The organism is Ralstonia sp. OTU4908, from assembly GCF_038440115.1.
Classification (GTDB): Bacteria; Pseudomonadota; Gammaproteobacteria; order Burkholderiales; family Burkholderiaceae; genus Ralstonia; species Ralstonia pickettii.
Genome location: NZ_JASATD010000012.1, coordinates 1 through 19,257 on the forward strand (window position 1 = coordinate 1; position 19,257 = coordinate 19,257).

Sequence of the window (19,257 nt, forward strand, 5' to 3'; positions counted from 1 at the left end):
CCCGCCCGGCGGCCCCCCCGCGCCCCGCCCACTGCGGCGGGGCGCTGTACTGCTTGGATCAGCAGACTGGAAGGCTTGGCTCTCCCAGCTTCGTGATGGTGGTGGTCGGGCAGCATCACCATGACTTCGTGTTGCCAGGGCGAATGCAGGGCGATTCGGCGCACTGCGCCGACCGGGCTTTGCGGGCTGCGCCCCATGCCGACTTCGCCGTCATGGCCATTCGGCTTCAATCCCTATCGCAGCTGCGCGCTTCGCTTGCCTCCGGGGGAAAACCCTGCGGCCTCTCCCCGCCGCGCGATGCTTGGCGCCCCTGAAGTCCCCGAACCGGCTGCACCGGATCGGCCACGCCAGCGCGGTCGCACGCTATGGCGTGTCACTCTTCTTCGCCACAGTCTCCAACTCCTGGCGCACCTGCGCCAGCAGCTGATCGACCTGCTGCAGGTCGTCGCCGGCATAGGCCAGCGTCAGCAGCGTGAGCGGGTGCACCTCCATGACCTCGCACAGCTCGGCCAGCTTGTTCAAGGTGGGGCTTTTGAGGTCGCGTTCCAGCGTGCTCATGTAGGTGCGGCTGGACACGTCCGAGAACGCTTCCTGGCTCAAACCACGTGCTTTCCTGATGGTCTTTAGTGCCTCCGACAATGTATGTTTCGCTGCCAACCCTGGATCTCCGCAAAATCCAAGATGACATCCGATTGAGCCCTATAGGGCTACAATCTATAGTGTTCAACTATGCCCGCCTGCCGCTTTCGTGCTTTTACGGAAATCCGTATCTGCAGCTTCTCACAGAAGCACAAAACCGCATCCGTGCCTTTCCACAAACCCGCCGATGCGGTTTTGCGCTTTCACGCTTCGGCGGTTTTGTGCGAATGAGGTAACGCCCATGAACCAACTCATGACCGAGGACGAGCGCAAGCAACTGCTGGAACACGGCCGGGTCCGGGCCGCTGGCCGGGCCATCGACCCGCTGCCCGTGGTGCGGTTGTTCACGCCGGACGCACACGCCACTTGGCTGCTGGTGTCGCTTGACCCCGCTGACGGCGATACGGCCCATGGCCTGATCGACTTGGGGATCAGCATGCCTGAGCTGGGCGAGATCAAGCTGTCCGACCTCGCATCCATCGTCGGGCCGAGCAAACAGCCCGTGATGCGAGATCGGTATTTCCGGGCGGTGCGCCCGTTGTCGGAGTACCTGCGGCTGGCCCAGGAGAACGGTTCCGTCCTCGATTGAGCCGTTCGCGCCACGGCCAAGCCGGGCGCATTGAGGCTATTTCGGTCTTGCTCCAGACCCGTCAGGTCTTAATCCGCACTGTTGCACCAAACCAGTGCCACCCTGACGCAAACGGTCATGACGCCAGCCGTGCCATCGGGCACGGTGGATAGCGCAGGAGGCCGCATTTCCTCGCGCGCCACCGTCGCATTCAGACGATCCGCGCAATCCATCGGATGCTTTTCGTCTTGACACGCAAGTTACTAATCTACCAGCTTATTCACGATTGGATGCTAGTTCGATGCGGTGACGTTGGCGTGTGAAACCAGTGACGGCCGTCCTGCTCTACGGGAGCTTGCGTCATGGCCGAACCGCACCACCTCGCGCACTGGTATCCGACCGCCGCCTACCTCTACGTCCTGTGTCTGGACACGCTCGCACTGGCCTGGGAGTACCTGCGCCGCCATCCCGACTACCGGATCGACTGGCTGCGCCGTGCGCGCTGCCCCGATGCCGCGCATCGCTGGGGCTTGCGTCTGCTGGAAGACCCGGACGTGGATGCGCGTGACGCGCATCCGGCCTGGCTTCCCGGCCATGGGGCCGTGGTGCAGCTTCACCCCGATGCCGATCCGCCTCCGGATGCCACCGCCTTCGCGTTCTGGCGCATCCCCGGCCACAAGCAGTTGCTGCACGACGGCAAGGGTCTGGCGCTGATCGCGCGCAGCCCCAGCCTTTGCCAGCGCTATGCGCTGGCGCCTGGCCTGGAGGACGGCATGGCCGTGGCCCATGCCTATCGTGGCCGTCACGCCGCCCCTGCGGCCCCTATGCCTGGTACGCCTGCGTCAATGGCTCGGCCCAGGCCACCGCCTGCGGCGCTGCTGGAGCTACACACCCTGCAGGCGCTCGACGCCACCCTGGCGGGCGCGTCCTTGCGCGACGTCGCCGAGGGCTTGTTCGGTGCGGACGCCGCAGCCGGCTGGTACAGCGACGGCGGCCTGCGCTCCAAGGTGCGCCGCCTGGTGCGGCGCGGCGATGCGTTGATGCGCGGCGGCTATCGCCGCCTAGCACAACTGCCGCCGCTTGAGAAGGGTCGTTTTGAAGAGAGCGCAAAACGACCCTGAGCAGGAGGGCTTCGTTTTCTGAGACTGCCTTCATCCGGTTGCGCTGTGTGGCCGGAGCCCTGCAACCGATGGAGGTTCTCACCATGCGTCCTGCTCCCTTGCGGCCTGCCGCTACTGTCTCGACCGCTGCCGCGCAGCCCCAACGCTATCTCACCAACGACGAAGCCGCCGAGTACCTGCGCCTGTCGCCGCGCACGCTGGAAAAGCAGCGCGTGCTGGGAGGCGGTCCCAAGTTCCGCAAGTTCGGCCGCCGCGTGATGTACGCCGTGGTCGACCTCGATGCCTGGGCCGCCGAGCGCAGCTTCGAGAGCACGTCCGAGCCCGAGTACGCCGAGCAGCATTCGGCGGACAGCCGTGCGCGCTGATCGCTGGCGCGCGGGTGGCCTTCGCCATGTCCAGCCCCGCGCTGCCCATGCGGCAGCGACCGATGCAAGAGCGCGAACAGCTCGATCTGTTCCGCGCCTTGCCGGGCGACATGGCGCCGCGCGACAGCCAGGACTTGATGGCCTTTCCGTTCTTCTCGCTGGCGAAGTCGCGGCGCACGGCGCCGATCGACTTCCGCGCCAGCGGCATCACGATCCGCGTGGAGGGCACGCAGGAGCATGGCATCGCCACGATTTGGGATGCGGACATCCTGATCTGGGCTGCAAGCCAGATTGTGGAAGCCCGCGATGCGGGCTTGCGCCCGTCGCGGCTGATGCAGGCCACGCCCTACGAGATCCTGCGCTTCATCGGGCGCGGTACGTCGCTGCGCGACTACCAGCGCCTCAAGGCGGCCTTGGATCGGCTGCAGTCCACGACCGTGGCCACGTCGATCCGCGAGACGACCGGGCGGCGCCTGCATCGCTTCTCATGGATCAACGAGTGGAAGGAACTGGCCGATGCCAAGGGCACCCCCTTGGGGCTGGAACTGATCCTGCCGGACTGGTTCTATGCGGGCGTGCTCGATGCTGCCCTCGTGTTGACCATCGACCCGGCGTATTTCCGGCTGACGGGCGGGATCGAGCGATGGCTGTACCGCCTGGTGCGCAAGCACGGCGGGCGACAGCCTGGCGGCTGGCAGTTCGACTTCCAGCACCTGTACCGCAAGTCGGGCAGCGTGGCGCGGTACTACGACTTCGCCGCCGACCTGCGCGCACTGGTGGTGCGGCAAGCCTTGCCTGGCTACCAGTTGGGCATCGAGTACGTCTCGGGCATTGCCTCGCCGCTGCTGACGTTCCGGCCCGTGCCGTCCACGGCACGGGGATAACTGCTGCGCAGCCTGTGGACGGACTCGTGCTATCAGGCAACAGAGGTATCGTGCTATCAGGCAACGAATCCTCGTGCTATCAGGCAACAAAACCGGCCGCAAAGCTAATACTGGCGCGGGTTTCGGCCTCTCCTAACTTCCCTAACTTAAATACTCTAACTGGTAGTAGCAGCGCCGCGCCTCGGTGGACAACCGCCACAGGACGCGAAGCGCAGCGGCAACAGGCGGGCTTTCCGACACGGAGGGTCCGGTCATGATCGTCGCGCTGCTCAACCAGAAAGGCGGCGTGGGCAAGACCACGCTCGCCACCCACATCGCCGGCGAGCTGGCGATGCGCGGGCAGTCGGTCATCCTGCTGGATGCCGATCCACAGGGCTCCGCGCTGGACTGGACACAGCGCCGCAGCCAGCAAGGTTTGCCAAGGCTATTTAGCGCCGTGGGCCTCGCACGCGAAACGCTGCACCAGGAAGCGCCAGAACTCGCCAGGCGGGCCGATCACGTCGTCATCGACGGGCCACCCAGGATCGCTGCCTTGGCGCGCTCCGCGCTGCTGGCGGCCGAGCGGGTGCTGATCCCGGTGCAGCCCAGCCCCTACGACCTGTGGGCCAGCGCCGAGATGGTGGCGCTGATCCGTGAGGCGCAGGTGTTCCGGCCTGCGCTGCGCGCGGCCTTCGTCATCAACCGGCGCGTGAGCACCACCGTGATCGGACGCGAGGCCCGCGGCGCGCTGGCCGAGCAGCCGCTTCCTGCGCTGCGCGCGGAAGTGCATCAGCGCATCGTGTTTGCCGACAGCGTGGCCGCCGGCCGGCTTGCACGCGAGACGGCGCCAGACAGCGCCGCCGCGCGCGAAATCACCGCGCTGGTCGATGAACTGCTGCGGTGGCCGTCATGAGCACTCCTGCCAGCAAGCGCACGGGCAAGCGCATCGGCATCGGCGCTCGCCCGCCCGCGAATCCGCACGCCGAGGCGTGGATTCGCCAGGGCAGTGCCGATGACCTCCAGAAAGGCGACCTCTACACGGCCCGCCTGACCCTCGACATCACGCCCGCCATGCGGGCGCGCATCAAGGTATCGGCCTTCACGCAAGGCGTGACGGTGGCCGATCTGTTGCGCGCGCTGCTGGAGCGGGAATTCCCGGAGAAGTCCTCATGAACACACCCGCCTCGACGGCTTCGGCACCGCCGTCCATCCCGCCTGTCGGCGTGGCCGACGGCGTACCGCTGACGCGCGTTGCGCTCGCATACATCGACCAACGCTTCGACCTCTACCTGCGCTTCGGTGATCCTGCCCGCATCATCCGGTTCGACCGCTGGCGCCGCTGCGCGGTGTTCACGCCGAATGCGGTTCTCTGCCGCATCCGCTGGCAGGCCAACGACTACGGCACGATCCGCTGGCAGCTCATGGTGATGCAGGCGTGCATGCCGATGGATGGCGCGCAGCGCATCTCCGGCGTGCAACCTGGCGCGCGCCTCTTGCTGCACGCCGAGGGTGAGCAATCGGTGCGTGCCGTGCTGGCGCGCATCGACGCCATCGAGGCGCTGGGCATCACGCCTGTCGGCGTCTCGCCCGCGTACTGGCGCACGCTCGCCAACCGGCTCGCAGCGCACTTGCCGCTGCCCGAATACACCGCCGAGCGGCACGCCGCCTGGCTGGCCGGGAGGGCGCTGCCATGACCGCAGTTTCCACTTCCGGCACCGCGCCGCACCCTCGCTTGCGCGTGCGCGCTCGCCTCGTGCTGGCGGGCCTGTCCGCCTGCGGCCTCGCTGCGCTGGCCTGGGCGTCCTTCGTGCATCCGCTGCCACGCCTGACCTACAACCCGTCCGACAGCGTGGAGGTCGGCTGGTATCGCATCGATCCGCTCGACCATCGCACCAGCTCGCCACCACGTCCGTTGTCGGTAGGCAGCATCGTGCTGGTGCCGCTGCCTGCCGAGGCTGCCGCGCTCGCTGCGCAGCGCGGCTACCTGCCGACGCGCATTCCTCTGCTCAAGCGCGTGGGCGCGGTGGCGCCGCAAGAGGTGTGCATCGCTGACGGCAAAGTCCGCATCGACGGCGTGCCTTCAGCCGCCGTGCTGTCTGCCGATCGCTGGGGCCGGCCGCTGCCATCCCGGCAGCAATGCCACCGCTTGCGGCATGGCGAGCTGTTCCTCCTCAGTGTGACCAATCCGGCGTCGTTCGATAGCCGGTATTTCGGGCCGGTCAGCGCAGCTTCCGTGATCGGCGTTGCGCGCCCCGTCTGGCTGGAGTCGCGCCCATGATGGCCACCGATTCGCTGCGCATCATCGTGCTATCGGGCGTGTCGTTCTGCTGGCCGTTGTCATGTCGTCGCGCGTGCAGTGCGAGCGCATCCGCGCTGCACTTCGCGCTGCCTCCGGCGCAGCCGTCCCACGTGCAGGCGTCTTGCCTCGAACACGGCTGGCCTGCGGCCATTGCCGTGTTCGCCGGTGCGCTGGCTGCTGGTGCAGCCTTGCCACCGGGCCGCAGTTGCCGGGATCGAGAACCTGGGGGACAGGGGGAGGCAAATGCGGAAGGCAAGACAAAAGGACGCGGCACCGGGCCGCGTCGAAAGCCTGTCTGCACGTGGGGGCGGCGCGGCACGCAGCGGCTTCGCCGCCGTGCTGCTTGTGGCGCGTGGCCCGCGTCGATATGGGCTTGTCCGCGTGCTTCGCACGACGGACTACGCCCCAGCTTTCAGGGAGAGAAGTCATGATCAACCGCCGCGACGACGATTTCCGCATCCGCCCCAGCGCTCCAAAAAACCGCGGCCAGGGCTTCGTTTCCAAGGTGCTCCAGCAGGCCGGCAAGGCCAGTGGCGGCAAGTCCTCGGTGCGCCGTCCGGCATCGGCCATCGGCGGCAAGGCCACCGGCCAGCGGCCCGGCTCACGCCTGGGGCGCGGCCATACGGCGGCGCGGTTTGCGGGCGCGAAGCTCACGCCCATGTCGCGGCGTGTGACTATCAAAACCTTGCTGGTCAACCAGCAGCGGGCCAGCCCGCAATCGCTCGCCAAGCACCTGCGCTACATCGAGCGCGATGGTGTGGGCCGTGATGGCGAGCCAGGCCGGGCCTATGGGCCGCAGACCGACGAAGCCGATCTGGATGCTTTCAAGGAACGCTGCGCCGACGACCGGCACCATTTCCGCTTCATCGTCTCGCCCGAGGACGGGGCCGAACTGGACGACCTGCGCACCTACACGCGGCATCTGATGAACCGCATGGAAGCTGACTTGGGCACGCGGCTGGATTGGGTGGCGGTGGATCACTGGAACACCGACAACCCCCACACGCATTTGATCGTGCGCGGGCGCGACGACACCGGCAAAGACCTCATCATCGCCGGCGACTACATCGCTGATGGATTCCGCCATCGTGCCGCTGAACTGGCGACCGAATGGCTGGGGCCGCGCACCGAACTGGAGATCCAGCAGACCTTGCAACGCGAGGTGGAGCAGGAGCGGTGGACGAGCCTGGATCGCACGCTGCAACGCGAGGCCGGCGAAGACGGCCGGGTGCAGATCGAACGCTTCAACGAACCGAAGCTGCAACGCCAACGCCTGCTGCTGATCGGCCGCCTGCAACGCTTGCAGCGCCTGGGACTGGCCGACGAGGCGCAGCCGGGCACCTGGGCCGTCCATGCCGATGCCGAGAAGACCTTGCGCGCCCTGGGCGAGCGTGGCGACATCATCCGCACCATGCAGCGTGCCATGCGCGGCGAGCCGCGCGAACTGGCGGTGTTCGAGCCGGGCGACGATAGCCGAACCATTCTCGGCCGCGTGGCCGCGAAGGGGCTGGCCGACGAGCTGCGCGACCGCGGCTATCTGGTCATCGACGGGGTGGACGGCAAGGCCCACTACGTCGCGCTCAACACCCGCGACGAGCTGGCGAACTATCCCACCGGCGCCGTGGTGGAGGTGAAGGGATCGGCCGACGTGCGCGCGGCTGACAAGAACATCGCCGTGCTGGCGAGCGATGGCCTGTACCGCACCGACCACCACCTTGCTATCGCGCAGGGCCAGGCCGTACCGGGCCGCGATCCGCAGGAAGTCGTCGCGGCCCACGTCCGGCGCTTGGAAGCCCTGCGCCGGGCAGGCATCGTGGAGCGCGTGGCCGAAGGGCTATGGAAGGTGCCGGGCGACCTGCCCGATCAGGGCCGTCGCTACGACGCGCAGCGCCTGGGCGGCGTGGCCGTGGAGCTGAAATCGCACCTGCCCATCGAGCGGCAGGCCCGCGTGATCGGGGCCACCTGGCTTGACCAGCAGTTGATCGGCGGTGGCTCTGGCCTGGGCGACCTGGGCTTTGGCGGCGAGGCCAAGCAGGCAATGCAACAGCGCACCGACTTCCTGGCCGAACAGGGGCTGGCCGAGCGGCGCGGCCAACGCGTCATCCTGGCGCGCAATCTGCTGGCAATGCTGCGCAGCCGGGATGTAGCGCATGCCGCGAAGGACTTGGCCGCCGAAACTGGCCTGGAGCACCGGCCCGTGGCCGATGGCCAGCGCGTGGCGGGTATCTACCGCCGCAGCGTCATGCTGGCCAGCGGGCGCTACGCCATGCTCGATGATGGCATGGGGTTCAGCCTGGTGCCATGGAGGCCTGTCATCGAACAACGACTCGGTATGCCGATTTCTGCGCAGGTACATGACGGCCGCGTATCCTGGCAAATCCGACGGCAACAGGGCTTATCTGTTATCTGAAGCCAGCAGCATATCGAGCACCCACTGCAAGGATGCGTCTACAAGCGTTCTCGATGTTGACGACCGGAATGCGCCCGATGCCCATGCCGCGCAGCGCCACCTGTCCGGGGATCAGCACCTGGTCGGCCATGACACCAGCAGCGGCGTTGCCCATGTCGGCGGCCTGCAGCTGGGACGGGGTGATGCCTGCATCGGCAATGGCTTCGCCAATCGCCTCGGCGGCGAGCGATTTGAGACCGCAGTCAATGTGCTTGCCGAAACGGGTCATGCCCGTGCCAGCGACGAAGACGGGCTGCATGGAAAGCGTCTAAGACTGGGCGGATGAGGAATTTGCACGCCTGCGCCAGAGGCTGGTGATCCAGCCGCTCAAGCCATTAGGGGCCAGGAAGACCACCGCGAGCAGTGCGAAGCCGAAGATCATCCACGGCGCGGATTGCGACACGCTCTCGGCCAGGTTGGGCGTGAGCACGATGAAGGCAGCCCCCAGGAAGGCGCCCCACAGGCTGCGCACCCCGCCCACGAAGCTGCCCACCAGCAGGGACACCGAGAGCAGGAAGGGAAAGTTCTCGGGCGCGACGAACTGGCCCGCCACCACGCTCAGGGCACCGGCCAGGCCGGTGAACGCCGCGCTGAGGCCGAACATCTGCGTGCGCAGGGCGGTGATGTCGAGTCCGCCCGCCGCCGCCGCGAGCGGCTGGTCGCGCGAGGCGTCCACCAGGCGGCCGAACTGCGAGCCGAGAATCCGCCGCGCCAGCAGGAAGGCGCAGAGCGCGCAGGCCGCAACGCAGGCCATGATGGCCCAGTCCGCCCGGTCGGCCAGCACCCCTGGGAACACAGGTTTTTCCAGGACGATCCCCGCCACGCCACCGGTCAGCCACTCGATCTTTTTCCACTTGAGCGCCTGCGGTGTCACCACCGCCACCGCGAAGGTGGACAGCGCCAGATAAAGCATGGGCAGCCGCAGCGCCGGGAAGCCGAAGAGGAAACCCGCCACGAAGCACAACAGCGCCGCCACCGGCACGCCCACGTAGAACGGCCAGCCCAGGTGATGCGAGAGCACCGCCGCGGTATAGGCACCGATGGCGAAGAAGGCGCTGTGGCCGAGCGAGATCTGGCCCGTGTAGCCGGTGAGCAGGTTCAGGCCCATGATGGCGATGCCATAGATCAGCACCTGCGTCATCACGTACAACGGATAACTTTGCCAACTAAAGGACCAGGCCAGCAGCGCGAGCCCGACCACCGAGGCCGTCCAGCGCAACCAGGTGGGCGATGCCACCGGGCGGATGTTGAGTGGGGCGCTCATGGTACTCATGCTCACACCCTCACCTGGGCCGTCTTGCCGAAGATACCGGCGGGCCGCAAGACCAGCATCGCGATGATCAACAGCATGATGCAGGTCAGTTTCAGGTCGTTGCCGACCACGTAGGCGCCCAGCAGGTTCTCCAGTACCCCGACGGCGAAGCCCCCGGCCACGGCGCCCACAGGGCTGGCGATGCCGCCCAGCAGCGCGCCCGCCAGTGCGTAGATCAGCGGCCCCATCATCATCGACGGCTCCAGGAACACGATGGGCGCGGCCATCAGCCCCGCCACGGCACCGGCCACCGCTGCAAGACCCCAGCCCACGGCCAGCACCTTGTTGGTGCTGATGCCCGACAGTTCCGCCGACGGCGCGTTCACCGCCACCGCACGCATCGCCAGGCCGAACCGGGTGAAGCGGAAGAACGCGAATACCGCCGCCAGTTCGGCCAGGGTGACGAGCAGAACGCCGACCTCGTGGGCCGACAGATAGGGTTCGGCACGGCTGAGGACTCCACCGAACGGCGTGGCGAACTCCAGCATCTCATGCCCGAACAGCCAGCCGACCAGGCTGTTCAAGATGATGAGCAGCGCGATGCTGGCCGCCACGACCGAGAGCACCGGCTTGTGCCGCAGGGGCTGGAAGATGACCCGCTCCAGCGCCAGCCCGAGCAGGAAGGAACCCACGACCACAACGGCGAAGGCCACCCACCATGATGCGCCCGCCTGAACCAACGCCCAGCTCATATAGGTGGAGAACATCGCCAGTTCGCCCTGCGCGAAGTTGACGGACGAAGTGCAGCGATAGATGAGCACGAGCGCGATGGCGAGGCTGGCATAGATGCCGCCCGCCGCCAGGCCCGAAGCTATCTGGTGAAGGAATGCTTGCATGGTGATGAACCTCTTTTTGATCAGTGGCCGAGGTAGCTGCGGCGCACGGCGTCGTCTTCGCGCAGCTCGGCTGCGGTGCCCTGGGCAGTGACGCGCCCGCTTTCGAGCACATAGGCCCGGTTGACTAGGTTCAGCGCGACCTGGGCGTTCTGCTCCACGATGAGCGCCGTGAGGTGCTCGGTTTCGCGCAACTGGTGCAGGAGTTCGTAGATCTCCTGCGTCACGCGCGGCGCGATGCCGAACGAAGGCTCGTCCAGCAGCAGCATCTTGGGGCGCATCATCAGCGCGCGCGCGATGGCCAGCATCTGCTGCTCGCCGCCGCTGAGCGTGCCCGCCGCTTGCTTCGCGCGGCTGGACAGCTTGGGAAACAGCGTCTGCATCCGGGCGATGTCCTGCTCGATGCCGTCCTTGTCGCGGCGGTGGATGGCGCCCACGCGCAGGTTCTCCAGCACCGTCAGGTCGCCAAAGGTGCCGCGCCCTTCGGGCACGTGGGCGATGCCCAGCGAGGCGATGGCGGGCGCGGCCATGTCGATGATGTCCTGGCCCTCGAAGCGCAGCGTGCCCTTGGCAGTCACCTGCTGGTGGCTGATGGCGCGCAGGATGGAGGTCTTGCCCGCGCCGTTGGCGCCGAGCAGCGCCACCATCTCGCCGGCCTGCACGTGCAGGTCGATGCCATGCACCACCGCCGTTCGGCCGTAGGCCACCGCGAGGTTGCGGATTTCAAGCCGTTGGGTCACAGCACACCTCCCAGATAGGCATCGAGCACGGCGTCGTTGTTGGCCACTTCCTCGGGCGAGCCCTGGGCGAGCTTGCGGCCAAAGCTCAGTACCGCGAGGTCGGAGCAGGTCTTCATCACGAAGCGCATGTTGTGCTCCACGACCACCATGGTCAGCTTCAATTCCTCGTGCAGGCGCAGCAGCACGTCGCGCAGTTCATCGACCTCGCCAGCGGTGAGGCCAGCGGCGGGCTCGTCGAGCAGCAGCAGCTTGGGCCGCGTCACCAGCGCCCGCGCGATTTCCACGCGGTGCTGGATGCCCACTGGCAGTTCCGCCACGCCCCGGTCGGCATAGTCAGACAGCCGCAGCGTGGCCAGGGCCGCGTCAGCCGAGTGCGCGATTTCTTCCTCGGCGGCACGGACGGCGCGCGAGCGCAGCGCGGCACCCAGCATCGACACCGGCAGCCGCGCGTGCGCACCCACCATCACGTTTTCGCGCACCGTGAGCGAGGGGTAGAGCGCCACGTTCTGGAAGGTGCGGCTCAGACCCAGCCGTGCCACGCCGTGGCGCGGCAGGCGCGTCAACTCGGCCTGGCCGAAGCGCACGCTGCCGTGGGTGGGCCGGTACAGGCCGCTGATGCAGTTGAAGCAGGTCGTCTTGCCAGCGCCGTTCGGCCCGATCAGGCCGAAGATGCAGCCCTCGGGCACGTCCATCGAGAAGGCGTCCAGCGCGACGACACCGCCGAAGCGGATCGTCAGGTCGCGTACGGAAAGAATGGGTTCCATCGCTGCGCTCGCCCCGTCAGGACGGCATCACCTTCCAGCTCGTGCCGTCGAACTGCTGGATGCGCATGTCCGGTATCGGGTGAGGGCGGGCGTCGCTGGTCTTGACACGCAGGCCCGGCAGCATCATGGGCAAATCCATGTCCAGGCGGCGCGACTGCCGCATGATGTTCTCGCGCGAGAGGTCGTTGCCGCACTGCTTGAGCAACTGCACTGTCACTTGCCCAAGGCAGGCACCGAGCACGGTGAGGTATTCCTTGGCCGCGCCTTTGTTGTATTTGTCCATGAAGGCATGCCAGGCCAGGACACCAGGGTCGTTCTTCCAGGTCGGATCGCTCGGATCCTTGAGGAACGCGGCGCTCATGATGCCCTTGACCTTGTCCAGCCCCACCGGAGTCAGCACCGCGGGCACCGAAGATGCGCTCGGGTTGATGTAGATGGCCGGGCGCCAGCCGATGTCGTGGGTCTTGCGCAGCGACTGGAGGGTGGCTTTGGGCGAACCCCACGCCACCAGCACGTCCGCGCCCGAGGCATGCATGGAGACGATCTGCGAGTCCACCGTCGGATCCGACACCTCATGCGACTCTTCGCTGATGAGCTTCTTCCCGGCGGCAGCCAGAACCTCCTTCACGCCACGCAGCACATCCTTGCCGGCGTCGTCGTTCTGGTAGAACATGGCGATCTTCGCGTTGGGCCGCGTCTGCAGGATGTGCCTGGCCAGGATGCGCCCTTCGTCGGTGTACAGGGGCAGCCAGCCCATGCTCCAGGGGAACTTAGCCGCATCATCCAGCCACGTGGCGGAGCCGGACGAAACGAAGAGTTGCGGTACTTTGGCGTTGTTGAGATAGCTGCGCGACGCCAGCCCAGTGGACGAGCCTATCTGCGCCGCGAGAAAAGCCACCTGATCGCGCTCCACCAGGCGGCGCGATTGCTCCAGGGTTTTCGGCGGGCTGTAGCCATCGTCGGCCAGCACCAGCTTGAGCTGGCGCCCATTCACGCCGCCCTCGGCGTTGACCAGGTCAAACCATGCAGACATGGTCTTGCCGACGATGCCATAGCCTGCGGCCGGGCCGCTGAGCGGTCCGGTCGAGCCGATCTTGATCTCGCGATCCGTCACGCCCGGGGTGCCCGCGCCCTGCGCGCGGACCAGGCCAGAAACGCCGGTCAGCATGGCGCCGGAAAGCATGGTGATGAATTGTCTTTTTTGCATGGTGTCTCCTGTGGTGGTGGTGAGATGAATGGATGGATGGGTGAACCCTGGCCTGCGGCATCAGGCCGCCTTCCCTTGCAAGCGCAGCACGGCTTCGCGGATCAGCGGCATGCGGTCGTTGCCGAAATACATGTCCGTCTTGTCCACGAAGATGGTCGGTGAGCCAAAGCCGCCGCGCGCGACCACCTCATCGGTGTTGGCCCTGAGCTGGTCTTTGATCGCCTGCTCGCCGATGCCTGCAAAGAATTGGGCGGGCTCGATGCCAACGCGCTGGCACACCTGCGCCAGCACCGCGTCCTGCGAGATGTCCTGGTCGTCGCCCCAATAGGCTTCAAATATGGCGCGGGCAAACGGCGCCATGTCGTTGCCGAGCCAGATGCAGCCGCGCATCGCCTTCACGCTGTTGACGGGAAACACCGTCGGCGGCATCTTGATCGCAAGCCCCGTCGAGCGGGCCCAATCCGCTAGGTCCTTTTTCAGGTAGCGGGCCTTCTGCGGCACCGGCGTCTCGCGCGAGGCATAGACGGTGGGATTGATGGTGTTGAAGATGCCGCCGACCAGGATCGGCCGCCATGTGATCTCAACGTCAAGCTCCTTGGCGAGCGGCTGGATGTTATGAAAGGCGAGATAAGTCCAGGGGCTGGAGCAGTCGAAGAAGAATTCGATCATGGTGTTTCCTGTGTTTTTGGGGCGTCACTGGATTCCGGAATCGCGCTACTCGCGCCCCGGAATGGCGCTCCGTTCCGCCAGCTCCCTGGCCTTGTGGCCGAACATGTTCTTTCTCGCTTCGTCGTCCAGCGGCTCTTGCTCGAATTTGCCGACCGCCAGCCCCGCTTGCACCTGGGGCCGGCCGCGCACGCTGGCGTACCAGCGCTTGAGGTGGGGAAAGTCGTCGAGCGTGAAGCCTTGGGCCTTGTGGGTCATGGTCCAGGGAAAGCAAGCGATGTCGGCGATGCCGTACTCGGTGCCAGCGACATAGGCGCCGGTCTTGCCGAGCTGGGTATCGAGCACGCGATACAGCCGTGCCGCTTCGTCGCGGTAACGCTCAATCGCGTAGGCGATCTTTTCCTGCGCATACAGCGCAAAGTGACCATGCTGGCCGAGCATGGGCCCCAGTCCGCTCACCTGCCACATCACCCATTGCATGGTTTGGGTGAAGCCGCGCAGATCCGTGGGCAGGAAGCGGTTGGTTTTCTGGGCCAGATAGACCAGGATGGCGCCGGTCTCGAACACCGAAAGCGGGCCGCCGCCGTCGAGCGGCGCATGGTCCACTATGGCCGGAATGCGGTTGTTCGGGCTGATCGCCAGAAATTCCGGCCTGAATTGCTCGCCAGCGCGGATGTTGACCGGAGTCACCGTATAGGGAAGTCCGAGTTCCTCCAGCAGGATGGAGATCTTCCAGCCGTTGGGTGTCGGTGCGTAATGCAGGTCAATCATGGCGAATGACGCTCCTGCCGAGCTGCGGATCGACATCACGCCATGACTTGCAGGCACCCGTGGCCGACCCCCTGACATTCCAGGCTCCCGTTGCGTGGCTTTCTCGGGTTGACGACATCATGCGCAGCTCTTCGAGGGTTCAAGGCGTCAGCGCGGCGCCATGCGGAGGGCCCCATCCACGCGGATGGACTCAGCGTTCATGTAGCCGCAAGTGACCAGAAACTCGACGGCCTGCGCGAATTCATCGGGGTCGCCCAAACGCTTGGGAAAGGGCACGCTGGCCGCCAGCGCCTGCTTGACGTTGTCCGGCAGGGCCAGCAGCAAGGGGGTGCCGAAGATCCCCGGCAGGATGGTGTTGACGCGAACGCCTTCGTCCATCAGGTCGCGTGCGATCGGCAAGGTCATGCCCATGACGGCGGCCTTGCTGGCGGCATAGCTGGCCTGGCCGACCTGGCCGTCCACCGCAGCGGCCGAAGCGGTGTTGACCACGACGCCGCGGTCGCCGTCGGCCAGCGGTTCCAGCGCCAGCATGCCCGCCGTCGATTTGGCAATGCAGCGGAACGTGCCCACCAGGTTGATCTGCACGATGCGGTTGAAGCGATCCACCGCACTCGGGCGGATCTCGCCCGTTTTCCGGTCGCGACTGACGGTCTTGACGGCGTCGGCCGTGCCGGCGCAGTTGACCAGAATGCGTTCCTGCCCGATCGCGGCACGGGCTTTGGCGAAGGCCGCGTCCACCTGCTCCTCGGACGTCACGTCCACGTTGCAGTAAACACCGCCAAGCTCGCTGGCCAACGCCTGGCCGACGGCTTCGTTCATGTCGAAGATGGCGACCTTGACGCCATGGCTGGCCAAACGCCGGGCCGTGGCGGCCCCCAGGCCGGAAGCCCCCCCGGTGATGACGGCAGAAATGTCGGAATTGAGTTGCATGGTTTTTCCTTGAAGATGACAGACAGGCGTTATTGGCCGGTGAATTTGGGGGTGCGCTTGCCCAGGAATGCCGCTTGCCCTTCGAGGTTGTCGGCCGAACGCAAAGCGACAACGAAATTGCGCTTCTCATGCTCCAGGCCCTGCGCGAGCGGGGTTTCAAAGCTGGCCAGGGCCGCATCTTTCGCCAGCGCCACGGCCAGCGGCGAATTGGCCGCAATCCGGCAGGCCATCGCCAGCGCCGTCGGCAGGGCCTGGCCATCAGCCGTCACTTCGGCGACGATGCCAACGTCGCATGCCTTGCGGGCGTCCATGAAATCGCCGGTCAGCAGCAGCGCCATGGCCTTGGACTTGCCGATGGCGTGAACCAGGCGCTGGGTGCCGCCGGCACCGGGAATGGCGCCCAGCTTGACTTCCGGCACGCCGAACTTGGCGGACTCGCCAGCAATCACGATGTCGCAGGCCAGCGCCAGTTCCATGCCGCCGCCCAGCGCGACCTTTTCCACCGCCGCGATGACGGGCTTGGGGAAGCGCCCCAGCGCCGCAAAAAAGTCCCAGCCCGTTGCCGAGCGGTCGCCCAGCAGCGGCGCGGCACGCAGCACTTCAAAGGCCGTGATGTCGGCGCCCGCGCAAAACACGTCCTCGGCGCCGGTGATGATGACGGCTCGCACGGCATCGTCGTCGCGCAGTTGCGCAAGCTGCGCGCGCAGGCCATCGAATACCGCGCGGTTCAGGCTGTTCTTCGCACGCGGGCGGTTGATGGTCAGGGTGACGACGGCGCCGTCACGGCTCACGAGCACTTCACTGGCTTCGCTCATGGTGGCCCCGCTCATGCAAGCCGCTCGATGATGGTGGTGTTGGCCGTGCCCGAAGCCTCGCAGATGGTCTGCAGGCCATAGCGGCCGCCCCGGCGCTCCAGTTCATACAGCAGGTCGGTGAGCATGCGCGCGCCGGTGGAGCCCAGCGGATGGCCGATGGCCATCGAGCCGCCATTGACGTTGAGGCGGTCGTCCGGGATGCCGAACTCCTGCTGGAACATCAGCGGTACGCCGCCGAAAGCCTCGTTGACCTCGAACAGGTCGATGTCGTTGATGGTCAGGCCCGATTCCTTCAGTGCCTTGCGGGTGGAGTCGAGCACGGCGGTGAACTGGATCACCGGGTCGGCGGCGGCCACTGCCGTGCTGACGAAGCGCGCACGCGGCTTCAGGCCATGCTTCTTGGCATAGGCGCGGCTGGCGATCAGCAGCGCGGCGGCACCATCGCTGACCTGCGACGAGTTGCCGGCGGTGGTGGTGCCGTTGGCGGCAAACACGGCTTTCAGCGTGGCCATCTTTTCGGGGTCGGGGTTGGCGCGCACGCCCTCGTCGGCGGCGACGACCGGACTGTTCGGGTCGGCCGGGTCCTCGGTCAGATGCACCAGTTGGTCCTTGATGCGACCGGCCTGAATCGCCTCGGTGGCGCGCTTATGGCTCCGCACTGCGGAGGCATCCAGGGTTTCACGCGTGAGGCCGAAGCGCGTGTTCAGCAACTCCGACGAAACGCCTTGCGGTATCAGCGGGTTGTCCTGGTAGCGCGCCAGTTCGCGCGGGCTGTATTGCGAACCGAGCGGCGCGCCGGGCTTGAACGACGGCGGCAGTGGCGCCTGCGACATCGACTCCACCCCCCCGCCGATGGCCAACTGGTAGGCACCCGCCTGGATGCCATGCACGGCAAAACTCACCGCCTGCTGGCCCGAGCCGCATTGCCGATCGACCGTCACCGCCGGCACGGATTCGGGCAGCCCCGCCGCCAATACGGCATGTCGGCCCAGGTTGCCGTGCTGCTGGTCCCACTGCAGCACGCAGCCGATGATCACGTCGTCCAGATCGGCGGGGTTGACGCCGGACCGCTCGACCAACTGGCGCAGCGTCTCGGCCATCAGATCGACGGGATGCCACTTGTGCAGGCGCCCGCCGCGCTTGCCCACGGGGGTGCGCAGCGCACCGACGATAACGGGTTCATGGTCATTCATCTGGTTCTCCTGTGTAAGAAACTGGGTGTCACGCAAAGTGGCGTTCAGGCGGCGTAGCGCTCTGCCTGCTCGACGCGGATGCGCTTCTTGTCGATCTTGCCGACGCTGGTCTTGGGGATGGTCTCGACGAACAGGATCTGATCCGGCAACTGCCACTTTGCGAAGGCGCTGGTCAGGTGTTCCTGCAATTGCTCCTGGGTCGCCTGCTGGCCGGGCCTCAGCACCACCAGGGCCAGCGGCCGCTCCTGCCACTTCGGATGCGGAACCCCGACCACCGCGGCGTCGCGCACGGCCGGGTGGCCCATGAGCAGGTTTTCCATGTCGATGGAAGAGATCCATTCGCCACCGCTCTTGATCACGTCCTTGATGCGGTCGGTAACCTTGAGGTAGCCGTTCTCGTCCACCGTGCCGACATCGCCCGAGCGCCACCAGCCGCCCTCCAGGAAGCGATCGCCCGAATCGGGCATGTCGTGGTAACTGGTCGTGATCCAGGGGCCGCGCAGGCAAATCTCGCCGGCCGACTGGCCGTCGTGCGGCAGATCCTGGTCGTTGGCATCGAGGATGCGGATGTCCACGCCGGTCAGGACCAGGCCCTGCTTGCGCTTGAGATTCCACCGCTCGTCCTGAGTCAAGCGCTTCCTCAACGTGGGCTTGAGGCGGTTGACGGTCACCAGCGTCGTGGCTTCGGTGGCGCCGTAGCCGTGCACCACCTCGGCACCCGTGAGTTCGTGGAAGCCGATCATCATCGACAGCGGCGGCTCGCTCGCGCCGGACAGCATGCGCATGCGGCTGAAGTCCGGCTTGACCGGCAGCGTCTCGATGTACTGCAGCATCGGTTGGAAGATGGCCGGTGCGCCGTTGGTGATGGTCACGCCCTCGGCAATCATGGTGTCGACCAGCGGCTTGGTGTCCTCGGCAGCGTAGCGTCCCGGCAGCACGATCTTGTCGGCCAGCAGCGTGGCGGCCTGTGGTAAGCCCCAGCACTGCCCGTGGAACATGGGCGTGATGAGCATGACGCAGTCGTCCAGCGTCATGCCCATGTTGGTGGCCATGCCCGTGGAGTGCAGGTAGATGCCGCGGTGCGAGTAGTACACGCCCTTGGGTTTGCCCGTGGTGCCGGTGGTGTAGCAGGCGCTGTAAGCCGAGGTTTCGTCGATCTCGGGCCAGTCGATCTTGGCATCAGCAGCGGCCAGCAGGTCTTCGTAGTGCAGCAGCGGTTTCAGCGTGGTCTTGATCTGGTCCAGCGGCTTGTCGGTCATCACGATCCAGCCCTTGATCTGGGGCGAGTTCGCTGCGACGGATTCGGCGATCGGCAGCAAGGACTCGTCCACGCAAACGTAAGACACCTTGCTGTGGCCGACCACGTAGCCCAGGTCCTCGGCGCCCAGGCGCAGATTCATCTGCAGCATGACCGCGCCCAGGCCGGGGATGGACCAGTACAGCTCGAAGTGGCGCCGGCTGTTCCAGTCCAGCACACCGACGCGGTCGCCCGGCTCGACACCGAGCGCGCGCAGCGCATTGGCGCTGCGGCAGACGCGCGCGTAGCAGTCGGCATAGGTGTAGCGATCCCAGCCGCCATCGGGTGTGCGGTAGACGATCTCCTGGTCCCCGTGGGTGCGCGCGGCGTGCCGGATCAGCGTCGTGGTGTTGAGCTGGCGTTCGTTGCCCGTGGTGGACGGGCAGCCGCGGATGGGCTGGGTGGTGCTGGTCATTTTCTGGTCT

At 66.5% G+C, this 19,257-nt stretch carries 23 protein-coding genes; 9 read left to right on the forward strand and 14 right to left on the reverse strand.

All coding sequences use genetic code 11. The annotated features are described in order from the left end of the window. Together AAHM38_RS12525 and AAHM38_RS12530 are read right to left on the reverse strand one after the other, a co-directional pair. Positions 1–230: hypothetical protein (locus tag AAHM38_RS12525; protein ID WP_342234287.1), on the reverse strand; the 230-nt coding region annotated here is incomplete at its 3' end. Positions 231–363: 133 nt separating this feature from the next. Continuing rightward, entirely contained in the window at positions 364–657 is a 294-nt protein-coding gene (locus tag AAHM38_RS12530; protein WP_003056202.1) for a helix-turn-helix domain-containing protein, read from the reverse strand. 223 nt (positions 658–880) lie between these two features. On the opposite strand from AAHM38_RS12530, the gene AAHM38_RS12535 reads away from it, so the two are divergent. The 9 genes from AAHM38_RS12535 (at position 881) to AAHM38_RS12575 (ending at position 8,265) form a co-directional block, all read left to right on the forward strand. After that, entirely contained in the window at positions 881–1,228 is a 348-nt protein-coding gene (locus AAHM38_RS12535; RefSeq protein ID WP_003056199.1) for a DUF2958 domain-containing protein, read from the forward strand. A 341-nt stretch (positions 1,229–1,569) separates the two neighbouring features. Then, positions 1,570–2,328, forward strand: a complete 759-nt coding sequence (locus tag AAHM38_RS12540) for a DUF2285 domain-containing protein (protein ID WP_011517541.1) — start codon at positions 1,570–1,572, stop codon at positions 2,326–2,328. Positions 2,329–2,411: 83 nt separating this feature from the next. Beyond that, positions 2,412–2,693: a helix-turn-helix transcriptional regulator gene (locus AAHM38_RS12545; protein WP_023123353.1), complete on the forward strand. Its 282-nt coding sequence runs from the start codon at positions 2,412–2,414 to the stop codon at positions 2,691–2,693. Between the two features lie 26 nt (positions 2,694–2,719). Then, complete coding sequence (locus AAHM38_RS12550) at positions 2,720–3,577, forward strand: replication initiator protein A (protein WP_011517539.1); 858 nt, start codon at positions 2,720–2,722, stop codon at positions 3,575–3,577. A 253-nt stretch (positions 3,578–3,830) separates the two neighbouring features. After that, the gene (gene parA, locus AAHM38_RS12555; RefSeq protein WP_003056189.1) at positions 3,831–4,469 is read left to right on the forward strand and encodes a ParA family partition ATPase; all 639 of its coding nucleotides are present in this window, start codon (positions 3,831–3,833) and stop codon (positions 4,467–4,469) included. After that, on the forward strand, positions 4,466–4,729 hold the full coding sequence (locus AAHM38_RS12560) for a hypothetical protein (protein WP_003056186.1): 264 nt from the start codon (positions 4,466–4,468) through the stop codon (positions 4,727–4,729). Before parA ends, AAHM38_RS12560 begins: the two co-directional genes overlap by 4 nt. Then, positions 4,726–5,250, forward strand: coding sequence for a DUF2840 domain-containing protein (locus AAHM38_RS12565; RefSeq protein WP_003056183.1), 525 nt, complete (start codon positions 4,726–4,728; stop codon positions 5,248–5,250). Before AAHM38_RS12560 ends, AAHM38_RS12565 begins: the two co-directional genes overlap by 4 nt. Then, positions 5,247–5,834, forward strand: coding sequence for a S26 family signal peptidase (locus AAHM38_RS12570; RefSeq protein WP_011517538.1), 588 nt, complete (start codon positions 5,247–5,249; stop codon positions 5,832–5,834). The genes AAHM38_RS12565 and AAHM38_RS12570 overlap by 4 nt, the downstream gene beginning before the upstream one ends. Positions 5,835–6,282: 448 nt before the next feature. After that, a complete protein-coding gene (locus AAHM38_RS12575) occupies positions 6,283–8,265 on the forward strand; it encodes a relaxase/mobilization nuclease domain-containing protein (protein WP_035884628.1) in 1,983 nt (660 codons plus the stop codon). On the opposite strand, the gene AAHM38_RS12580 is transcribed toward AAHM38_RS12575, so the two are convergent. From AAHM38_RS12580 to AAHM38_RS12635, 12 genes are all read right to left on the reverse strand, one after another. Beyond that, entirely contained in the window at positions 8,258–8,563 is a 306-nt protein-coding gene (locus tag AAHM38_RS12580) for a thiolase family protein (RefSeq protein ID WP_017405997.1), read from the reverse strand. The genes AAHM38_RS12575 and AAHM38_RS12580 overlap by 8 nt on opposite strands. Positions 8,564–8,572: 9 nt before the next feature. After that, positions 8,573–9,568 (reverse strand): branched-chain amino acid ABC transporter permease, encoded by a 996-nt coding sequence (locus tag AAHM38_RS12585; protein WP_227472656.1) that lies wholly within the window; start codon positions 9,566–9,568, stop codon positions 8,573–8,575. Positions 9,569–9,579: 11 nt separating this feature from the next. Further along, entirely contained in the window at positions 9,580–10,452 is an 873-nt protein-coding gene (locus tag AAHM38_RS12590) for a branched-chain amino acid ABC transporter permease (protein ID WP_016452539.1), read from the reverse strand. A gap of 20 nt (positions 10,453–10,472) precedes the next feature. Beyond that, positions 10,473–11,189, reverse strand: a complete 717-nt coding sequence (locus tag AAHM38_RS12595) for an ABC transporter ATP-binding protein (RefSeq protein WP_026062538.1) — start codon at positions 11,187–11,189, stop codon at positions 10,473–10,475. Beyond that, positions 11,186–11,953: an ABC transporter ATP-binding protein gene (locus AAHM38_RS12600; protein ID WP_017405994.1), complete on the reverse strand. Its 768-nt coding sequence runs from the start codon at positions 11,951–11,953 to the stop codon at positions 11,186–11,188. The genes AAHM38_RS12595 and AAHM38_RS12600 overlap by 4 nt, the downstream gene beginning before the upstream one ends. A 16-nt stretch (positions 11,954–11,969) precedes the next feature. Further along, positions 11,970–13,160 (reverse strand): ABC transporter substrate-binding protein, encoded by a 1,191-nt coding sequence (locus tag AAHM38_RS12605; RefSeq protein ID WP_017405993.1) that lies wholly within the window; start codon positions 13,158–13,160, stop codon positions 11,970–11,972. Between the two features lie 60 nt (positions 13,161–13,220). Beyond that, positions 13,221–13,829 (reverse strand): 2-hydroxychromene-2-carboxylate isomerase, encoded by a 609-nt coding sequence (locus tag AAHM38_RS12610; protein ID WP_017405992.1) that lies wholly within the window; start codon positions 13,827–13,829, stop codon positions 13,221–13,223. 45 nt (positions 13,830–13,874) lie between these two features. Beyond that, positions 13,875–14,597 (reverse strand): glutathione binding-like protein, encoded by a 723-nt coding sequence (locus AAHM38_RS12615; RefSeq protein WP_017405991.1) that lies wholly within the window; start codon positions 14,595–14,597, stop codon positions 13,875–13,877. A 147-nt stretch (positions 14,598–14,744) separates the two neighbouring features. Then, on the reverse strand, positions 14,745–15,527 hold the full coding sequence (locus tag AAHM38_RS12620) for an SDR family NAD(P)-dependent oxidoreductase (protein WP_026062537.1): 783 nt from the start codon (positions 15,525–15,527) through the stop codon (positions 14,745–14,747). Positions 15,528–15,556: 29 nt separating this feature from the next. Beyond that, entirely contained in the window at positions 15,557–16,357 is an 801-nt protein-coding gene (locus tag AAHM38_RS12625) for an enoyl-CoA hydratase/isomerase family protein (RefSeq protein ID WP_017405989.1), read from the reverse strand. Then, the gene (locus tag AAHM38_RS12630) at positions 16,354–17,535 is read right to left on the reverse strand and encodes a thiolase family protein (RefSeq protein ID WP_017405988.1); all 1,182 of its coding nucleotides are present in this window, start codon (positions 17,533–17,535) and stop codon (positions 16,354–16,356) included. The genes AAHM38_RS12625 and AAHM38_RS12630 overlap by 4 nt, the downstream gene beginning before the upstream one ends. A gap of 44 nt (positions 17,536–17,579) precedes the next feature. Beyond that, complete coding sequence (locus AAHM38_RS12635; RefSeq protein ID WP_017405987.1) at positions 17,580–19,247, reverse strand: long-chain fatty acid--CoA ligase; 1,668 nt, start codon at positions 19,245–19,247, stop codon at positions 17,580–17,582. Between the last annotated feature and the right edge of the window lie 10 nt (positions 19,248–19,257).